Source organism: Pseudonocardia wallangbongensis (genome assembly GCF_054486945.1).
Genome location: NZ_JBRERS010000002.1, coordinates 981651 through 998452, shown reverse-complemented (window position 1 = coordinate 998452; position 16802 = coordinate 981651). Strand labels below are relative to the sequence as shown.

The window sequence follows — 16802 nt, the reverse complement described above, 5'->3', positions numbered from 1 at the left end:
CTGCACGCACGACATGCGCACATCAAAGCAGAACTCCGTGGAGGATGGCTCCCATGGAGGATCTTGCGAAGCTCGCCGACGGGATCACGCTCCGCGAGGCGGTGCCCGACGACCTGCCCGAGGTCGTGGCGCTGCTCGCCGCCGACCAGCTCGGCGTCCACCGCGAGGCGGCGGACGACCTGGAGCCGTACCGGGCGGCGTTCGCCGCGATCACGGCCGACCCCGCGCACCTGCTCGTCGTCGCCGACGACGGCGGCCGGGTGGTCGGCACGATGCAGCTCAGCCTCATCCCCGGTCTCGCCCGTCAAGGGGCGTGGCGGGCGCAGATCGAGGCCGTCCGCGTGCACGAGGACGTCCGCAGCCGCGGGCTGGGTGCGCAGATGATCGGGTGGGCGATCGACGAGGCCCGGCACCGCGGCTGCGCGCTCGTCCAGCTCACCACCGACAAGCGCCGCACCGACGCCCACCGGTTCTACGACCGCCTCGGGTTCGTGGCCTCGCACGAGGGCATGAAGCTCGCCCTCTAGTGCAACCAGTCCTCCCAGGCCGGCAGGACGAGCTCGGCGAGCACGGCGTAGCCCTCGGCGCCGGGATGGGCCCCGTCGCCGAGGGTGACCGCGTGCATCCAGTTCCGCTCCATCCGCAGCGCCCCGAAGACGCTCACGTACGAGAGCACGACCTCGGCCAGCCGCTCGTCGAGCGCCTCGATCCGCTCGTTCTGCTCGGCGTCGGCCACCGGGGGTGGGCCGACCACGAGCAGCGGGACGCGCTGGGCCGCCATGTCGTCCGCGATGCCCTGCAGGTTGGCGACGCTCCGTTCGGGCGCGACGCGGACCGCGCCGTCGACCTCGGTGGTGTCGTTCACCCCGAACGAGACCACGAGGCGGTTGTCGCAGCCCGCGACCCAGCGGGCCGCCGTCTCCACCGGCAGCCTCCGGCGCACGTCCTCGCTCGTGTCCCTGCGGATGCCCAGGTTGTAGGCCGTGACGGGCCGGCCGTCGCGATACGACGTGGCGACGATCCGGCCGACCCAACCCCGGTGCTCGGGGTCCCCCACCCCGGCGACGAACGAGTCGCCGACGAAGCAGACCCGCCGATCCACAGTGATCGTCATCCCGCGAGTCTGACAGCGATCATGATCGGGCCCGACGGCAGGTGATCTCCCTGTCCAGAGCGGCCCGGCTGTGCCACCCTCGGCTCATGTCAGCCGCGGGGACCGAGCGGGTCGCACCGGGCCCGCCCGTGGCCATCGTGTTGCCGGGACGCGGATACGGCCCGCATGCCCCGCTGCTCTACTACGCGCGCCTGCTGTTGCGCGGGCGTGGGTGGACGGTCCGGACGGTCGACTGGGAGAAGACCCCCGGCCTCGACCTCGCCGACCACGCTGCGGTCGCGGCGTTCGCGGGGGAGGTGCTCGCCACGGTGGACCCGCTGCGCGATCTCGTCGTCGGCAAGTCGCTCGGTTCGCTCGCGCTGCCCGCCGCCGCTGAGCGCGGCCTGCCGGGCATCTGGCTCACCCCGCTGCTCGGCGTCGAGGACGTGCGCCGGGCGGCCGCGCGCGCCGCGGCGTCCGCGCTGCTGATCGGGGGCACCGCCGACCCGTACTGGGACGGCGCCGCGGCCGCCGCCACCGGCGCCGCGGTCTTCGAGGTGCCGGGCGCCGATCACTCCCTCGAACGCGCCGGTGACCTGACCGGCACGCTCGACGTGCTCGCGGGCGTCCTGGCCCGCATGGACGCCCACCTGACGGCGTTGGCCGCCCGCCCCTCGTGATCGGACCCGGGTTCCAGGACCGGCGGGTGACCGTCGGCGAGGTCGCGTACGCGGTCACGTTCGGCGGCCAGGGCCTGCCGCTCCTGCTGCTCCACGGTTTCCCGCAGACGCACGCCTGCTGGTCCGGCGTCGCGCCCGCGCTGGCGCAGCGGCACACCGTCGTGGCCCCGGACCTGCGCGGGTACGGCGCATCCCGCGCGCCGGCCGGTGGCCCGCGGGGCGAGGGCTACACGAAGCGCGAGATGGCGGCCGAGCTCGTCGAGCTGATGGCGGGGCTGGGCCACCGGCGGTTCGCCGTGGTGGGGCACGACCGCGGCGCCCGCGTCGCCTACCGGATGGCGCTCGACCACCCCGACCGGGTCGAGCGGGTCGCGGTGCTGAACATCGTCTCGACGCTCGACCAGTTCGCGCGCATGGGCGGCGGGCCGTCGCTGGGGTACTGGCCGTGGTTCCTGCTGGCGCAGCCGGCGCCGTTCCCGGAGCGATTGGTGGGCGCTGATCCGGCCGCCCTGCTGGACCACGCGTTCGACACCTGGACGAGCCGCCCCGCCGCGATCGACGCGCAGCACCGCGCGGAGTACCTCGCTGCGGCGACCCCGGAGACGATCGCTGCGATGTGCGGTGACTACCGCGCCAGCTTCCACCTCGACCGCGCGCACGACGCCGCCGACCGCGAGGCCGGGCGCCGGATCGCCGCCCCGCTCCTGGTCGTCACCGGCGCCGACGAGACCCAGCTCGCCGACGCGCCCGGCGTATGGGCCGCGTGGGCCGGCGACCTCACCGCGGCGCGAGTGCCGGGCGGGCACTTCGTCCCGGAGGAGGCGCCCGAGGAGTTGCTGGCCGTGCTCATCCCGTTCCTCGGCCCGTCGTGAGCTCGTAGCTGCGGGCCACCGCGACCGGCCGGAAGCCGAACCGGGCGTAGAGGTGCTTGGGTGTGTCCCCGACCTCGGCGCCGATCGCCACGCCGGACGCCCCGCGGTCCCGGGCGTGCGTGACCGCGTGCCGCAGCAGCTCGGCGGCGACGCCCCTGCGCCGGTGTCCCGGGTGCACGAACACGTCCTCGACCAGGCCGATCCCGTCCTCGCCCGGCCACGTCGCGATGCAGCCGGCCACCTCGCCGGAGCGTTCGGCGAGCAGGTAGGTGACGCCGGGTCCGAGGCTGCGGCGCAACGCCACGGCGGCCGCGGTCGCCGCCTCGGATCGGGCCGGCCGGCCGAGGCGGGCGTCCTCCTCGACGTGATCGATCCGGAACAGGCGCTGGACCTCGGCCCAGCCGGCGTCGTCGACGACCGGACGAACGGCCGATGCGGGAGCGTCGACCGTGACGTCGCCGGGGAGCGCGAGGTGCAGCTGGACGTCGAGCCGCCAGTCGTGCAGTGCGAGGTGCGCCTCCGCGGCCGGCGGGGTGTCCGGGTCGACGAGAACCCGCCGGAACGGCTCGACGAGCAGGGGCGCGACCTCCTCCGTCCGCAGCTCGCACAGGAACGTTCCGAGCGGGTGGCCGGGTGCGGCCGCGCTGCGGACCGCCGTCGCACCGTCCAGTGCGAGCACCTCGCTCCCGAGCGACCAGAACCGCCGCATGGCCCGCCCGACCGTTCGCCCGTCCACACCCACGTGCCTACCGGACCGCAGGCTCCGCCCGCACGGGGGCGGGCTCCGCGAGCCGCCGGAAGACCGCACCCGCCGGTCCGACCGCGTTCCCAGTACCCAGCCGGGGCCGCGTGCCACGCTCCCACGCCAGCATGGTGGCTTTACTGGCACAGCACGGCAGCAAAGCCACCATGCCGGCGGTCGAGGGGCCCCTCAGAGGGTCATCGCGACCGCTCGGCCTGCCTGGCGGCCCGAGAACAGGCAACCGCCCAGGAACGTGCCTTCCAGGGAGCGGTAGCCGTGCACGCCCCCGCCGCCGAAACCGGCCACCTCGCCCGCCGCGTACAGGCCGGGGAACGGGGTCGAGTCGGCGCGCAGCACCCGACCGGAGAGGTCGGTCTGCAGTCCGCCGAGCGTCTTGCGGGTGAGCACGTGCAGCTGCACGGCGATCAGCGGGCCGGCCGCCGGGTCGAGGATCTTGTGTGGGGCGGCCGTGCGGACGAGCCGGTCGCCCCGGTAGCGCCGCGCCCCGTGCAGGGCGGTGACCTGCAGGTCCTTGCCGAACGGGTTGTCGATCTCGCGGTCGCGGGCGGCGATCTGCCCCTCCAGCACGGCGAGGTCGATCAGCGGCTCGTCGGTGAGCTCGTTCATCCCGGTCACGAGCTCGGGCAGCGTGTCGGCCACGACGAAGTCGGCGCCGTGCCGCTTGAACGCCTCCACGGGCGCGGGGGCGCCGGGCCGCACGCGCGCGAGCACCTGGCGGATGTCCTTGCCCGTGAGGTCCGGGTTCTGCTCCGACCCGGAGAGCGCGAACTCCTTCTCGATGATCTTCTGCGTGAGCACGAACCAGGAGTGGTCGTGACCGCTGGCGGTGATCGCCGCCAAGGTGGCCAGGGTGTCGAAGCCGGGGAAGCACGGCGCGGGGAACCGGCGCCCGCGCGCGTCGAACCACAGCGACGACGGCCCGGCCAGGATCCGGATCCCGTGCCGGTCCCAGATCGGGTTCCAGTTGCGGATGCCCTCGGTGTAGTGCCACATCCGGTCGCGGTTGACCACGCGTCCGCCCGCGTCCTCGGCGATGCCCAGCATCCGCCCGTCGACGTGCGCGGGCACCCCGGAGATCATCTTCCGGGGCGCGGGACCCAGCCGGGACGGCCAGTTGGCGCGGACGAGGTCGTGGTCGCCGCCGATCCCGCCGGACGTGACGATCACGGCCTGGGCGCGCAGCTCGAACTCGCCGACCTCGGTGCGCGAGCCGGCCGTGCCGCGCGCCGCCGAGCTGGGCTCGAGCACGGCGCCGCGCACGCCGTCGACCACGCCGTCGGTGACCGACAGCCCGTCGACACGGTGCCGGAACCGCATGTCGACGAGCCCGCGCGCGGCGGCGTCGCGCACCTGCCGCACGAACGGTTCGAGCAGCCCGGGCCCGGTGCCCCAGACGATGTGGAAGCGCGGCACCGAGTTGCCGTGGCCGTCGGCGAGCCCGCCGCCGCGCTCGGCCCACCCGACCACCGGGAACCAGCGCACGCCCAGACCGTGCAGCCAGGCGCGCTTCTCCCGGTGGGCGAAGTCGACGTAGGCGGTGGCCCACTGCCTGGCCCAGAAGTCCTCGCCCGCCGGGTCGTCGGCGCCGCGGTCGAAGCCTGCGGTGCCGAGCCAGTCCTGCAGCGCGAGGTCGACGGAGTCCCGCACGCCCATCCGGCGCTGCTCCGGGCTGTCGACGAGGAACAGCCCGCCGAACGACCAGAACGCCTGCCCGCCGAGGCCGGTCGCGGCCTCCTGGTCGAGCAGCAGCACCTTCTTCCCGGCGCCGGCCAGCTCGGCCGTCGCGACCAGGCCGGCGAGACCGGCACCCACGACGATGACGTCGGCGTCCATTCGGCAACAGTAGGGTCCGGCGCCGCCGAGTAGCATCGCTCGCCGTGCAGCACGCCGATCGAATGCTGCAGGACGTCGTGGACTCGCTGGCGACGCGGCTGCAACGCTCGGTGGCCATCGACGATCCGCAGATCAAGCTCCTCGCGGCGAGCCGGCACTTCGGTGACGAGGATCGGGCCCGGATCCAGTCGGTGTTGCACCGGGAGGTGGCGCCGGAGAACGTCCGGTACGTCGTGTCGCACGGGATCTCGGGGTGGCACGAGCCGGGCTGGATGCCGCCGAACGACGAGCTCGGCGTGCACGGCAGGCTCTGCGCGCCCATCCGGTGCCACGGCCTGTTGCTGGGCTACCTGTGGCTGATCGATCCGGAGGGGACCGCGCTGGCGGGTGACCTGGACCCGGTGGTCCGCGCCGCGGAGGCCGCGGGCGTGGTGCTCTACCGCAGGTTGATGCTGCACGAGCAGCACGAGCGCAGGGCCGCCGAGGTGCTGCTCGACCTGCTGTCCGCCGACGCGGAGCGGCGGGCGCAGGCCGTGGTGGTGGCGCGCGACGAGCGGCTGCTCACCGACCCCGGGCCGGTCGTCGTGCTGGCGGCCGCGCTGCAGGGTGACGCCCCGGAGCTGGACGTGCTGCTGCCCGCGGCGGCCGAGTACGCGGTGCGGTCGCTGCCGGCGGGAGCCGTACTGGTGCGGGCGGCCGGAGCCGGCCTCACGTTGCTGATCTCGAACGCCGCGCTCGCCACGGAGGCGAGCGGGACCGAGGTCGCGCAGCGGCTCGTGGCCCGGGTCGCCGAGCTGGCCGGCGACGACGTCGGGTGCGCCGTCGGCGTCGGGTCCACCGGTGCGGACCTGGCACACGCCGTGTCGTCCTACCGGCAGGCCACGAGCGCGCAACGGGTGGCGCGTGCCGTGCCGGGCGCGGGGCCGGTCGCCGTCTGGGACCGGCTGGGCGCGTACGCGCTGCTGGCCCGGCTGGGCCCGGAGGACCTGACACCGCAGAGCTGCCCGGCGCCGGTGGCCCGCCTGCTGGCCGGCGGGCGCACCGCGCACCTGCTGGACACGCTCGAGACCTACCTCGACCTCGCGGGTGACGCGGCGCGCACCGCGGCGGCCCTGCGGATCCACCGCACCACGCTGTACTACCGGCTCGGCCGGGCCGAGCAGGTCGCCGGCATCGACCTGCGGGACGGGGCCGACCGGCTCACCGTCCACCTCGGGGTGAAGCTCGCCCGGCTCGCCGGCTGGGGCGACCACGCCGACTTCCGACAGATGTAGGAAGCGGTCGGCGTACTTTCCCACTCGGCGTGCATGACCGCCGCCTGTGCTCCGGCTCACGCTGTAGCCGACTCATCGGCGGGCAGCACGGAGGTGGCCGGGTGCGGGAGCGGTATTCGCACATCGTGATCGGTGCGGGGGCGTTGGGCAGCGCAGCCGCCTACTGGCTCTCGGGGAAGGCCGGGACCAGCGTCCTGGTCCTCGAGCAGTACCGCACGGGCCACACCTTCGGCGCCTCGGAGGACCACTCGCGGATCATCCGGCACACCTACCACTCGACGGACTACACCCGCCTCGCCCCCGCCGCCTACGCCGCCTGGGACCACGTCGAGGCCGCGACCGGGCTGCGGCTCGTGCACCGCACCGGCGGGCTGGACATCGCCGTCGCCGGGACCCCCGGCGCGCAGGCGGTGGCGAGCGCCCGCAACGCGCTGCGGGAGGTCGGCACCCCGTTCGAGGACCTCGACACCGACGCGTTGCGGGCGCGCTGGCCGCAGTGGCGGTTCCCGGGGGAGATGGTGGGCATCCACCAGGCCGAGGGCGGGATCCTCGACATCCGGCACGCCACGGCCGCGCACCTCGCGTTGGCCCGCGCCGCCGGTGTGGACGTGCTCGACGAGACACCGGTGCACCGCATCGACGGGGCGGGCGGGGCGTACGTCGTCCACACCTCCCGCGGCCCGTTCACCGCCGACCACCTCGTGCTCTGCGCGGGCTCCTGGACCGGTCAGCTGCTGCCCGACCTGGGCGTCGACCTGCCCATCACCCTGAGCCAGGAGCAGGTCGGCTACTTCTCCACGCCGAACCTGCGCGAGTTCGCCATGGACCGGTTCCCGGTCTGGATCTGGCACGGGGAGGACGACTGGTACGGCTTCCCGGTCTACGGCGAGCCCGCGATCAAGCTGGCGCGGGACATGGCCGGCCGGTTCGTCACCCAGGAGACCCGGTCCTTCGAACCGGACCCGGCGGAGACCGAGATCCTGCGCGGGTTCGTCGCCCAGCACCTGCCGGCCGGTCTCGGCCCGGAGCGGCTGAGCAAGACCTGCGTCTACGACATGCCTCCGGACCGGGAGTTCCTCGCAGACACCCTGCCCGGCCACCCCCGGGTCGCCGCGTGCGTGGGCGCGGGTCACGGCGGGAAGTTCGCCGGCCTGCTCGGCCAGATCCTCGCCGACCTGGTCACCGAGGGAGCGACCGCCCATCCGATCGAGGCGTTCCGGGCGGACCGGCCGGCCTTGACCGATCCCGACTTCGTCCCGACCTTCCACCACGAGTCGGCACGCGCGGTCTGAGCCGCGCGCGGCAGGAGGAGATCAACGATGAGTCCTACCGGCCTTTCGCTCGACGAATCCCCGTTCACCCGGTTCCACCTGCGGGTCACCGTCTTCACCGCGGGCGGGCTGTTCTGCGACGGCTACATCATCGGCTCGATCGGGCTAGCCCTTCCCCTGCTCACGCCGGCGATGGGGCTCAGCCCGGTGTGGCAGGGAGCGATGGCCGCATCCGTGCTGGTCGGGCTGTTCGTCGGGGCCCTGGTCTTCGGTCCGATCACCGACCGGTTCGGTCGGCAGAAGATCTACCTGGCGGACCTCGTCGTCTTCGTGGCGGCGTCCGCGTTGCAGTTCTTCGCGGACACCGCGGTCACGTTGCTCGTCCTGAGACTGGTGCTGGGTATCGCCATCGGGGCGGACTACGCCATCGGCGGGGCGTTGCTGGCCGAGTTCGCGCCGCGCAGGTGGCGCGGCCGGATGATGGCCAGCCTGAACGCGACGTGGACCGTCGGGTTCGTGGCCTCCTACGGCGTCGGGGTGCTGCTGCAGGACACGGCCGGCCCGGACGCGTGGCGCTGGATGCTGGCCAGCAGCGCCGTACCCGCGCTGATCACCCTGCTGCTGCGGCTCGGCGCCCCGGAGTCGCCGCGGTGGCTGCTCGGCAAGGGCCGGGTCGAGGAGGCCCGGCAGGTGGTCAAGACCTACATCGGCCCGGAGTACGACCTCGATCCCGCCGAGGTGACCGCGCCGCGCAGCCGCTACCGGGACCTGTTCACGCGCCGCTACGGCCGCCAGACGTTCTTCGCCGGCGCCTTCTACTTCTGCCAGGTCTTCCCCTACTTCGCGGTGGGGATCTTCCTGCCCGGCATCATCACCGCCTTCGGCGTCGAGGACTCGACGCTCAGCGAGATCGTCTACAACGGCGTGCTGCTGGTCGGTGCCCTCGCCGGCCTGGTGCTCATGGACCGCCTCCCGCGACGCGGGTTCGTCATCTGGTCGTTCCTCGTCATCGGCATCACGTTGGTCGTGCTCGGCCTCAACCCGCACGCCTCACTCGTGGTCCTGCTGCCGACGCTGCTCGTGCTCGCGTTCGTCATCTCCGCGGCGGCCGACCTGGAGAGCGTCTATCCCCCCGAGATCTTCCCGACCGAGATCCGGGCTTCCGGCGTGGGCGTGGCGACGTCCATCAGCCGGATCGGGGCCGCGCTGAGCACCTTCGTGCTCCCACTGCTGCTGGCCGGTGCCGGGGTCGGCCCGACGATGTTCGTCCTGGCCGGCGTGGTCGCCGCCGGCTTCGTGATCTCCCTGTGGCTCGCCCCCGAGACGCGAGGTGTCGGGCTGACGGCCGCGGCCGGCCCCGCACCGGAGCCGCGCCGCCGGGTGGACCCGGGCGTCGTCGCCGCACCGAAGAACTAGGAGCGCACCCGGGCGAGCGCGATTCCGACCGCGGCGTATCCCGACCGCGCGGCCCGCTCGACGCGGGCGACGTCGGTGGTGAGACCGCGGACCCCCTCGTCGCGCTCGGGGAGCAGCGCCAGCAGGTGGGCGCCGCCGCGGGACGCGTGCGCCGCGTCGTCGAGCACGGCGAGCACGGGGGCGTGCCGCCTGCTCTCCTGCGCCATCCGGCCGAGGCCGGGCGCGAGCCGGTCGAGGGCACGCGCCCATCCCGACTGCCCGCTCGGGCCGCCGCGCCGCAGCTCCGACGCCGACCGCGTGAACAGCGCGAGCACGTGCGTGGCGCCCTCGGCGAGCGCCCGCAGCACCGGCAACGGCTCGCCGACCGAGCCGTCGATCCAGCGCCGCCCGTGCAGTTCGACGGCCGGGCCGGCCAGCAACGGGATCGAGGCGGTGGCCCGCAGGGCGAGCTTCCACTCCGGCGACGTCGTCGGTTCCAGGACGTGCGCCGCCAGGTCGTCGAGCGCGGTGGCGACGACGCGCAACGGCACGGGGGAGTCCCGCAGCCGGTCCCAGTCGAGCGGCTTCGAGCGGACGAGGACGTCGTCGAGCAGGTGGTCCAGGGACACCAGCGGGCGGCGCGGGAAGCGGCGCGGGTCGATGAACTCGCGGCACGCCATGTCCTCGTAGAAGATCGCCGCCGAGCCGCGACCGCTGCCCAGCAGCAGCCCGGCGCCGATGTAGGCCCCCGCCGAGCTGCCGTAGACCACGTCGAAGAACGGCGCGAGCCCGGCGTCGGAGAGCGCGTGCACCATCCCGCCCGCGTACGCGCCGCGCATCCCGCCGCCGCTCACCGCCAGCGCGATCCGGTTCCCGTCGGCCCTGCTGCCCGCATCCCGCCTGCGCAGCAGGGCCCGCAACACCTCGTCGTCGCCGGTCATCCCCTCGGAGGGGTGCGGCGCGTCGCGCGTTCCGACCCGCCGTGTCACGCCCACAGCCGGATCATCCCCCGCCGAGCGGGAGCTCGGCCAGCGTCGTCCACGACGCCGGGGCCCGGGAACCCGTCATGACCAGCGCGGACCGGACGGCCGCCCGCACCGGTGGCCCGGCCGACACCTCGGCCTCCGCCGCGCGCATCCGCTCGACCGGCGCGCCGTGGCCGATGGTCAGGTGCGGGACGACGTCGTCGCCGTGGGCCCCCTCGTACGGCTCCAGGCCGAACCGGCCGGCCACGGCGCGGGTCAGCGCCACGAACGGCGCCACCGGCTCGGGCGCCCACCACACGACGTCCTCGAACCAGGACACCGTCGAGAACTCCGCCGTGAACGCCGGGGCGGCGGCGAGCACCTCGCCGAGCGCGGCCAGCACGGCGTCGTCGAGGCGGGCGGGCGGCACGAACGGGAACATGATCGTCACGTGGGCCGGCACCCCGAGCGCGGCGGACGGGTCCAGCGCGGCGCGCAACGCGCCCACCCGGGGCTCGGCTTCGGGTACGGGCACGACGACGGCGCTGAGGGTGCTCTCCACGGGATCAACGGTGCCACGGACGGGGCGATCGCCCGGCGGTAATGTCGGCCCCGTGGCACAGCTCAAGGTGGATGCGGAGCCGGAGGAACTCGGGTTCGACGCGCAGCGGCTGCAGCGGGTCGTCTCGCACTTCCGTCGTTACGTCGACGAGGGCAAGCTCGCGGGCTGGACGGCGGCGGTGTCGCGCCGCGGCCGGGTCGCGCTCCACGCCCACCACGGTCTCGCCGACGTCGAGGCCCAGCGGCCGGTCGCCGACGACACGATCTGGCGCATCTACTCGATGAGCAAGCCGATCACCTCCGTGGCCGTGCTGATGCTCTACGAGCGCGGCCTGCTCGAGCTCACCGACCCGGTGGCCCGCTACATCCCGGCATTCGCGGACATGCGCGTGTACCGCGGCGGGTCGGCGGCGAACCCGGGTACGGCGCCCGCGTCCGAACCGATGCGCGTCTGGCACCTGCTCACCCACACCGCCGGGCTCACCTACGGCTTCCACCACGCCCACGCGGTCGACGAGATCTACCGCGCCAAGGGTTTCGAGTTCGGGGCACCGCGCGGGATGGACCTGGCCGCGGCCTGCGATGCCTGGGCGTCCCTCCCGCTGCTGTTCGAGCCGGGATCCGAGTGGAACTACTCGGTGGCCACCGACGTGCTCGGCCGGATCGTCGAGGTGGTGTCCGGGCAGCGGCTCGACACGTTCCTCTCCGAGGAGGTCTTCGCGCCGCTCGGCATGGACGACACGGGCTTCTCCGTCGCCCCCGACGAGCTCGACCGGCTCGCGGGCCTGTACATGCGGAACCCGGAAGGCGGGCTGCTGCGCAACACGGTGATGGGGGACGCCGCCACCCGGGAGCCCACGTACCTGTCCGGCGGCGGCGGGCTGGTCTCCACGGCGGCCGACTACCATCGCTTCGCCCAGATGCTCGCCCGGGGCGGTGAGCTCGACGGCGCCCGGCTGCTCGGCCCGCACACCGTCGCGTACATGACCCGCAACCACCTGCCCGGCGGCCTCGACCTGGAGACGTTCGGCAGGCCGATCTTCGCCGAGTCCGCGAACCGCGGGGTCGGGTTCGGTCTCGGCGTGTCCGTGGTCGTGGAGGCGGCGGCGGGGAAGGCACTCACACACGAGGGCGAGTTCGCGTGGGGCGGCCTCGCCAGCACCGCGTTCTACGTCGACCCGGCCGCGGAGGTCACCGCGATGTTCTTCACCCAGCTGCTCCCGTCGAGCACCTACCCGATCCGGCCCCAGCTGCGCACGCTGGTCAACCAGGCGCTGGTGGACTGATCCCGATGTCCAACGCGCTCGCGCTCGTCATCCGGGTGGTCGTGGTGGCGGTCAGCCTGTGGGTGGCCACCCTGATCGTTCCCGGAATCGACAACACGGCCGGGACGACCTCCACGCGGATCGGCACGCTGGTGGTCGTTGCATTGATCTTCGGCCTGGTGAATGCCGTGCTGAAGCCGCTGATCAAAGTCGTCGGCTGCCCGTTCTACATCCTCACGCTCGGTCTCATCGGACTGGTCGTCAACGCACTGTTGTTCATGCTCGTCGGCTGGATCGCCGGTGGGCTCGGAGTGCCGTTCGTGGTCGGGGGCTTCGGGGCGGCGTTCCTCGGCGCGATCGTGGTGGCCGTGGTCGGCTTCCTGCTCCACGTCCTGATCCCGGACAGCCTCGACCAGCGTTAGCCGGGCGCTACACGGGCCAGGTCTCCTGCCGGTACCCGGCGTCCCAGAACATCCACTCGTACGTCGACGTCCGGTGGAAGTGCTGGCGCATCAGCGCGCGCTCGGAGTCGGACAGCGTCTCGCCCACGCGGTCGGTGAGGTCCAGGACCGAGTCCACGACCGCCTGGAACTCGTCGCTGCCGTACATCGCGATCCAGCGGGCGTAGAGCGGGTCGGGCGAGCTGCGGGCGAGCAGTTCGTCACCGACCCTCGCGTAGATCCAGTAGCACGGCAGGACGGCGCCCAGCGCCTCTGCGAACGACCCGCCGTACCCGGTGGCGAGCAGGTAGCTGACGTAGGCCTGGGTGGTGGGTGCCACCGGCTCCAGCGCGGCCTCCTCCGGCGAGGAGCCGAGTTCGGTCATCAGCGCGGCGTGCAGGTCGCGCTCCGCCGCGATCGCCTGCGCCGCGTGCTCGGCGAACATCACGGTGCCGTCCTCGTCGGGGGCCTTGGCCGCGCAGACGGCGAGGGCCCGCGCGTAGCCGCGCAGGTAGTGCGCGTCCTGGACGATGTAGTGCCGGAAGGAGTCGCGGGGGAGCGTCCCGTCGGCCAGCCCGGTGAGGAACGGGTGGGCGAGGATCGCGGCGTACACGTCCTCGACATCCGCCCACAGGGCGTCGCGGGTGCGCCGGGTGGAGCGGGCCGGGGTCACCATGAACGGAACGCTACGACGGCCCCGGCCCGGGTGGAACCCATCGATTTTCCGTACGCAATTGCATGGGCGTTTACCCATGCAATTGCAGGGAACGCCCAGCTCAGCGCGCCGCCCGAGAGGTGGCCAGGAAATGAGATATCGCTCACTCTTCCGTATGCTTCTCTCCTGCGTCCCGACACCGGTAGTTCACCATGGAACCACCCACGGGCGGCGACTCAGCGCCGAGCGCGTCGGACCGCATTTGCACTGCGGAGGTGAGTCGAATGGATCCCGCTCCGATGGATCATCACGAGAAGATGAGGCTACGGGCCGCTGCGTTCCGGGCCACCCGGCTGTACCCCGGGCCGGTCGGCGAGCTGGTCTCCCGCGAGCTGCTCACATGGGAGGAGTTCGGGTACCGCCTCGGTGGCGAGCAGCTCGTGATGCGGCTCGTCGACCACGTGCTCAAGACGCCGATCCCACAGCCGGCCGCGGAAGCCGACGCGGCGTAGCCGAGCCGCCGGCTAGCGCCCGTACGTCGCCGTGACGGTCGGGGTGCCGACCGACACGCCGTCGGCGACCGCACCCGCGGTGGCCGCCAGCACGAGCATCGCCGCCAGCGTGACGAAGCTGCCCGCATAGCCCACGTACTCGATCCCGGCCCGTACCCTTCCGGCCCGTCGGCGACGTGTGGCGCGGGAGGGGCGGTACCCGGCAGGAGCGGCCATGCCCGTGCTATCGCGCTCCGTGCGATGGTTGTTAACCCGGAAGCGTCAACCGGTCGCGGAGCGCACGCTTGAGCACCTTGCCCGCGGCCGAGACCGGGATCTCGTCCACCAGGTGCACCTCGCGCAGCCGCTTGTACGGCAGCACCTGCGCGTTGACCGCTTCCATCAGCGAGGCGGCGTCGCTCTCGGCGAGGCCGGGGGCCACGACGAACGCGACCGGCAGCTCGCCGGCCATGGGATCCGGCCGTCCCACGACGGCGGCCCCGACCACGCCGGGCCGGGCGTGCAGCAGCTCCTCCAGCTCCCGCGGGTACACGTTGTAGCCCTTGTAGAGCAGCATGTCCTTCTTGCGGTCGACGATCGACAGGTAGCCGTCCCCGTCGAGGGTGCCGACGTCGCCGGTGCGCAGCCAGCCGTCCACTAGCGCGGCGGCCGTCTCCTCCGGCCGGTCCTTGTAACCCTCCATCACCTGGGGGCCGCGGATGCACACCTCGCCCGGTTCGCCCGCCGGCAGCGGCTCCAGGTCGCTCGCGGCCGCGTCGACGATGCGGACCTCGGTGTCGTACACCGGCGGCCCGACGGTGCCGGGCTTGCGCACGCCCGAACGGGACAGCGGGGCCTGCGTGGCCACCATCGTGACCTCGGTGAGGCCGTACCCCTCGGCGATCACGACCTCCGGCCCGAAGCGAGCGCGCAGCGCCTCGATCATCTCCAGCGGCATCGGCGCAGCCCCGGACGTGATCGACCGGACCGAGGAGAGGTCCCGGGTGTCGAGGTCGGGGTGCCGGAGCAACGCCCCGAACAGCGGCGGGGCACCACCCAGCGTCGTGACGCGGAACCGCTCCGCGTCGGCGAGGTAGGCACCCGGGTCGAACCGCTCGTGCAGCACCAGCGTGTCGCCCTTCAGCACCGGCACGTTCATCCCGCCGATGGTGCCCATGGCGTGGAACCACGGGGTGACGGTGACGGCGCACCCCGTGCCCAGCCGCACCGGCCGTTCCTCCGGCGGCTCCACCTGGCGGAGTACCAGCCCGCCGGCCTCGTCGAGCGCGGGAACCGAGCCGCTGCCCCAGCACGCCGCCTGGAGGGTGTTCACCACGACGTTGCGGTGCGGCAGCCGCACGCCCTTCGAGCGTCCGGTGGTGCCCCCGGTGTAGGCGAGGTGGGCGAGGTCGGTGCGCACGTCGACCGCAACGTCGGGCGTTACCGCGGGGGCGTCGGCGTGGAACGCCTCGAAGTCCAGCGCGTCCGGCACCGCGACCGGTGTGCTCGGGTCGAGCGCCTGCGCGCGGTCGGTGGCCAGCACGAGCCGGATCCGGGTGTGCGGGAGCACGGCCGCGAGGGCGGGCGCGGCGGGCGCCCAGGTGACGGCCGCGACGGCGCCGCAGTCGACGAGCTGCGCGCGGAGGTCGGCCGGCGGGAGCAGCGGGTTGGCCGGCGAGAAGGTGGCGCCGGCCATGAGCGTGCCGTAGTACGCGATCGGGTACTGCGGGCAGTTCGGCAGGTGCAGCGCGACGACGTCCCCACGGCCGACCCCCGACGCGCCCAACGCCTGCGCGAACGCCGCCGCTCGCGCGTACAGCTGCGTGAACGTGAGGTCCCGCCCGTAGTAGTGCACGGCGACGCGCTCCGCGAACCGACGCGCCGAGCCCGCGAGCATCGCGCCGACGGGCACCTCGGGGTAGTCCATCACCCCACCCCGCCCGGTGTGAACGCCACCGGCAGGCGCTTGATCCCGTTGATGAACATCGACGTCAGCCGCTGGGGCGGCGCCGTGGCGGCGATGTCGGGCACGCGGGTGAGCAGCTCGCGGAACATCACCGTCATCTCCCGGCGCGCGAGGTGCGCGCCCAGGCAGAAGTGCGGCCCGGCGCCGCCGAAGCCGACGTGCGGGTTGGGCGAGCGGCGGACGTCGAACGCGTCCGGGTCGCGGAAGTGCGCCGGGTCGCGGTTGGCCGCCCAGTAGAACAGCGCGACCTTGTCGCCCTCGCGCATCTGCTGTCCGCCCAGAACCGCGTCGACGGCGAGCGTGCGCCGCATGTAGATCACCGGGGACGCCCACCGGACGATCTCCTCCACCGCGGTGGGCGTGACGGCGTCGATGTCGGCCAGCCAGGCGGCCCGCTGCTCGGGGTGCTCGGTGAGCAGGTGCAGCCCCCAGCTGATCGCGTTGCGGGTGGTCTCGTTGCCGGCCACGACGAGCAGGATGAAGAAGCTCGCCAGCTCGTCCGGTGTGAGCTGCTCGCCGTCGATCTCGGCGTTGACCAGCGCGGACGTGACGTCGTCCGTCGGGTTCTCGATGCGGTGGCGGCCCAGCTCGCGCATCAGCTCGGCGAGGTCGTGGCCCGCCTGCAGCAGGGCGGTGATGATGTTCTCGGTGTTCGCGACGTACTCGGGGTCGTTCGGCCCGAGGATGATGTTGCTGCGGTCGAACACGAAGTCGTACTGGCTCGCGGGCACGCCCATCATGTCGCACACGATCTTCAGCGGCAGGCGGGCGGAGATCGCGCCGACCGCGTCGCACTCGCCCTGGTCGATCACGTCGTCGACGATGGTGCGCGCCGTGTGCTGGACCTCGTCGGTGAGCCGGGCGAGCCGCTTCGGCGTGAACCCGCGGGAGACGATGCGACGCAGCCGGGAGTGCCGCGGGTCGTCCATGTTGATCATCGACCCGTAGAACTCGCGGAACTCCGGCGGCTGGTCCACCACGTTGGTGGAGCCCTTGCCGGAGGTGAACACCGCGGCGTTGCGGCTGGCCTCCGCGAGGTCGTCCATCCTGGTGAGCGCCCAGAAGCCGGGCCCGCGGGGGAGTCCGATGTCCGGCTCCGGGAAGAACGGCACCGGCTCGTGCTGCCGGAGGGCGGCGAAGGCGGCGGCGCGCTCCGCGATCGGCGCCGTCCAGAAGCCGATGTCGGACACATCCGGCCGCCCGGCCCAGGTCGCTGCGGTGCTGGCGCTCATCGTTGGCCTCCCCCGATTGTGGACTCGATCACACAGTAGTTACCGG

The 16802-nt window shown here is 73.4% G+C and carries 18 protein-coding genes; 9 read left to right on the top strand and 9 right to left on the bottom strand.

What is annotated here, in order from left to right:
- Positions 1 to 53 precede the first annotated feature (53 nt).
- Complete coding sequence (locus ACU436_RS11185; RefSeq protein WP_459024222.1) at positions 54 to 527, top strand: GNAT family N-acetyltransferase; 474 nt, start codon at positions 54 to 56, stop codon at positions 525 to 527.
- Here the strand turns inward: ACU436_RS11185 and ACU436_RS11180 are convergent.
- Positions 524 to 1114 carry a GDSL-type esterase/lipase family protein gene (locus tag ACU436_RS11180; protein ID WP_459024220.1) on the bottom strand — a complete coding sequence of 197 codons (591 nt, stop codon included), beginning with the start codon at positions 1112 to 1114 and terminating at the stop codon, positions 524 to 526. The genes ACU436_RS11185 and ACU436_RS11180 overlap by 4 nt on opposite strands.
- 86 nt (positions 1115 to 1200) lie before the next feature.
- On the opposite strand from ACU436_RS11180, the gene ACU436_RS11175 reads away from it, so the two are divergent.
- Positions 1201 to 1773, top strand: a complete 573-nt coding sequence (locus ACU436_RS11175; RefSeq protein WP_459024218.1) for a hypothetical protein — start codon at positions 1201 to 1203, stop codon at positions 1771 to 1773.
- A gap of 26 nt (positions 1774 to 1799) precedes the next feature.
- A complete protein-coding gene (locus ACU436_RS11170; RefSeq protein WP_459024217.1) occupies positions 1800 to 2645 on the top strand; it encodes an alpha/beta fold hydrolase in 846 nt (281 codons plus the stop codon).
- Here ACU436_RS11170 and ACU436_RS11165 read toward each other — a convergent pair.
- Together ACU436_RS11165 and ACU436_RS11160 are read right to left on the bottom strand one after the other, a co-directional pair.
- Positions 2620 to 3381: a GNAT family N-acetyltransferase gene (locus ACU436_RS11165; RefSeq protein ID WP_459024215.1), complete on the bottom strand. Its 762-nt coding sequence runs from the start codon at positions 3379 to 3381 to the stop codon at positions 2620 to 2622. The two genes, ACU436_RS11170 and ACU436_RS11165, sit on opposite strands and share 26 nt — an antisense overlap.
- A gap of 195 nt (positions 3382 to 3576) precedes the next feature.
- Positions 3577 to 5241 carry an FAD-binding dehydrogenase gene (locus tag ACU436_RS11160; RefSeq protein WP_459024213.1) on the bottom strand — a complete coding sequence of 555 codons (1665 nt, stop codon included), beginning with the start codon at positions 5239 to 5241 and terminating at the stop codon, positions 3577 to 3579.
- Positions 5242 to 5285: 44 nt separating this feature from the next.
- Between ACU436_RS11160 and ACU436_RS11155 the strand changes: the two genes are divergently transcribed.
- From ACU436_RS11155 to ACU436_RS11145, 3 genes are all read left to right on the top strand, one after another.
- Complete coding sequence (locus tag ACU436_RS11155) at positions 5286 to 6515, top strand: PucR family transcriptional regulator (RefSeq protein WP_459024211.1); 1230 nt, start codon at positions 5286 to 5288, stop codon at positions 6513 to 6515.
- 101 nt (positions 6516 to 6616) lie between these two features.
- Positions 6617 to 7807 carry an N-methyl-L-tryptophan oxidase gene (gene solA / locus ACU436_RS11150; protein WP_459024209.1) on the top strand — a complete coding sequence of 397 codons (1191 nt, stop codon included), beginning with the start codon at positions 6617 to 6619 and terminating at the stop codon, positions 7805 to 7807.
- Positions 7808 to 7834: 27 nt separating this feature from the next.
- The gene (locus ACU436_RS11145; protein ID WP_459024208.1) at positions 7835 to 9202 is read left to right on the top strand and encodes an MFS transporter; all 1368 of its coding nucleotides are present in this window, start codon (positions 7835 to 7837) and stop codon (positions 9200 to 9202) included.
- Here the strand turns inward: ACU436_RS11145 and ACU436_RS11140 are convergent.
- Both ACU436_RS11140 and ACU436_RS11135 read right to left on the bottom strand, forming a co-directional pair.
- On the bottom strand, positions 9199 to 10176 hold the full coding sequence (locus ACU436_RS11140; protein WP_459024206.1) for a patatin-like phospholipase family protein: 978 nt from the start codon (positions 10174 to 10176) through the stop codon (positions 9199 to 9201). The genes ACU436_RS11145 and ACU436_RS11140 overlap by 4 nt on opposite strands.
- 7 nt (positions 10177 to 10183) lie before the next feature.
- Positions 10184 to 10708: a 2'-5' RNA ligase family protein gene (locus tag ACU436_RS11135; protein ID WP_459024204.1), complete on the bottom strand. Its 525-nt coding sequence runs from the start codon at positions 10706 to 10708 to the stop codon at positions 10184 to 10186.
- 52 nt (positions 10709 to 10760) lie between these two features.
- Between ACU436_RS11135 and ACU436_RS11130 the strand changes: the two genes are divergently transcribed.
- Both ACU436_RS11130 and ACU436_RS11125 read left to right on the top strand, forming a co-directional pair.
- Positions 10761 to 11993, top strand: coding sequence for a serine hydrolase domain-containing protein (locus tag ACU436_RS11130; RefSeq protein ID WP_459024202.1), 1233 nt, complete (start codon positions 10761 to 10763; stop codon positions 11991 to 11993).
- A gap of 5 nt (positions 11994 to 11998) precedes the next feature.
- Positions 11999 to 12394, top strand: a complete 396-nt coding sequence (locus tag ACU436_RS11125) for a phage holin family protein (RefSeq protein WP_459024200.1) — start codon at positions 11999 to 12001, stop codon at positions 12392 to 12394.
- A gap of 7 nt (positions 12395 to 12401) precedes the next feature.
- Here the strand turns inward: ACU436_RS11125 and tenA are convergent, their stop codons facing one another.
- Entirely contained in the window at positions 12402 to 13088 is a 687-nt protein-coding gene (tenA, locus tag ACU436_RS11120; protein WP_459024199.1) for a thiaminase II, read from the bottom strand.
- A 263-nt stretch (positions 13089 to 13351) separates the two neighbouring features.
- Between tenA and ACU436_RS11115 the strand changes: the two genes are divergently transcribed.
- Complete coding sequence (locus ACU436_RS11115) at positions 13352 to 13579, top strand: hypothetical protein (protein WP_459024198.1); 228 nt, start codon at positions 13352 to 13354, stop codon at positions 13577 to 13579.
- A gap of 12 nt (positions 13580 to 13591) precedes the next feature.
- Here the strand turns inward: ACU436_RS11115 and ACU436_RS11110 are convergent, their stop codons facing one another.
- The 3 genes from ACU436_RS11110 to ACU436_RS11100 form a co-directional block, all read right to left on the bottom strand.
- A complete protein-coding gene (locus ACU436_RS11110; protein ID WP_459024196.1) occupies positions 13592 to 13714 on the bottom strand; it encodes a hypothetical protein in 123 nt (40 codons plus the stop codon).
- Positions 13715 to 13826: 112 nt separating this feature from the next.
- Positions 13827 to 15485, bottom strand: a complete 1659-nt coding sequence (locus tag ACU436_RS11105) for an AMP-binding protein (protein WP_459024194.1) — start codon at positions 15483 to 15485, stop codon at positions 13827 to 13829.
- Complete coding sequence (locus ACU436_RS11100; protein WP_459024193.1) at positions 15485 to 16756, bottom strand: cytochrome P450; 1272 nt, start codon at positions 16754 to 16756, stop codon at positions 15485 to 15487. Before ACU436_RS11100 ends, ACU436_RS11105 begins: the two co-directional genes overlap by 1 nt.
- Between the last annotated feature and the right edge of the window lie 46 nt (positions 16757 to 16802).

Excerpts from the sequence above, each read along its gene's own strand:
- ACU436_RS11180 (WP_459024220.1), bottom strand. The coding sequence starts at position 1,114 with ATGACGATCACTGTGGATCGGCGGGTCTGCTTCGTCGGCGACTCGTTC.
- ACU436_RS11105 (WP_459024194.1), bottom strand. The coding sequence starts at position 15,485 with ATGGACTACCCCGAGGTGCCCGTCGGCGCGATGCTCGCGGGCTCGGCG.
- ACU436_RS11115 (WP_459024198.1), top strand. The coding sequence starts at position 13,352 with ATGGATCCCGCTCCGATGGATCATCACGAGAAGATGAGGCTACGGGCC.
- ACU436_RS11175 (WP_459024218.1), top strand. The coding sequence starts at position 1,201 with ATGTCAGCCGCGGGGACCGAGCGGGTCGCACCGGGCCCGCCCGTGGCC.
- ACU436_RS11125 (WP_459024200.1), top strand. The coding sequence starts at position 11,999 with ATGTCCAACGCGCTCGCGCTCGTCATCCGGGTGGTCGTGGTGGCGGTC.
- ACU436_RS11185 (WP_459024222.1), top strand. The coding sequence starts at position 54 with ATGGAGGATCTTGCGAAGCTCGCCGACGGGATCACGCTCCGCGAGGCG.
- ACU436_RS11160 (WP_459024213.1), bottom strand. The coding sequence starts at position 5,241 with ATGGACGCCGACGTCATCGTCGTGGGTGCCGGTCTCGCCGGCCTGGTC.
- tenA (WP_459024199.1), bottom strand. The coding sequence starts at position 13,088 with ATGGTGACCCCGGCCCGCTCCACCCGGCGCACCCGCGACGCCCTGTGG.
- ACU436_RS11145 (WP_459024208.1), top strand. The coding sequence starts at position 7,835 with ATGAGTCCTACCGGCCTTTCGCTCGACGAATCCCCGTTCACCCGGTTC.
- ACU436_RS11100 (WP_459024193.1), bottom strand. The coding sequence starts at position 16,756 with ATGAGCGCCAGCACCGCAGCGACCTGGGCCGGGCGGCCGGATGTGTCC.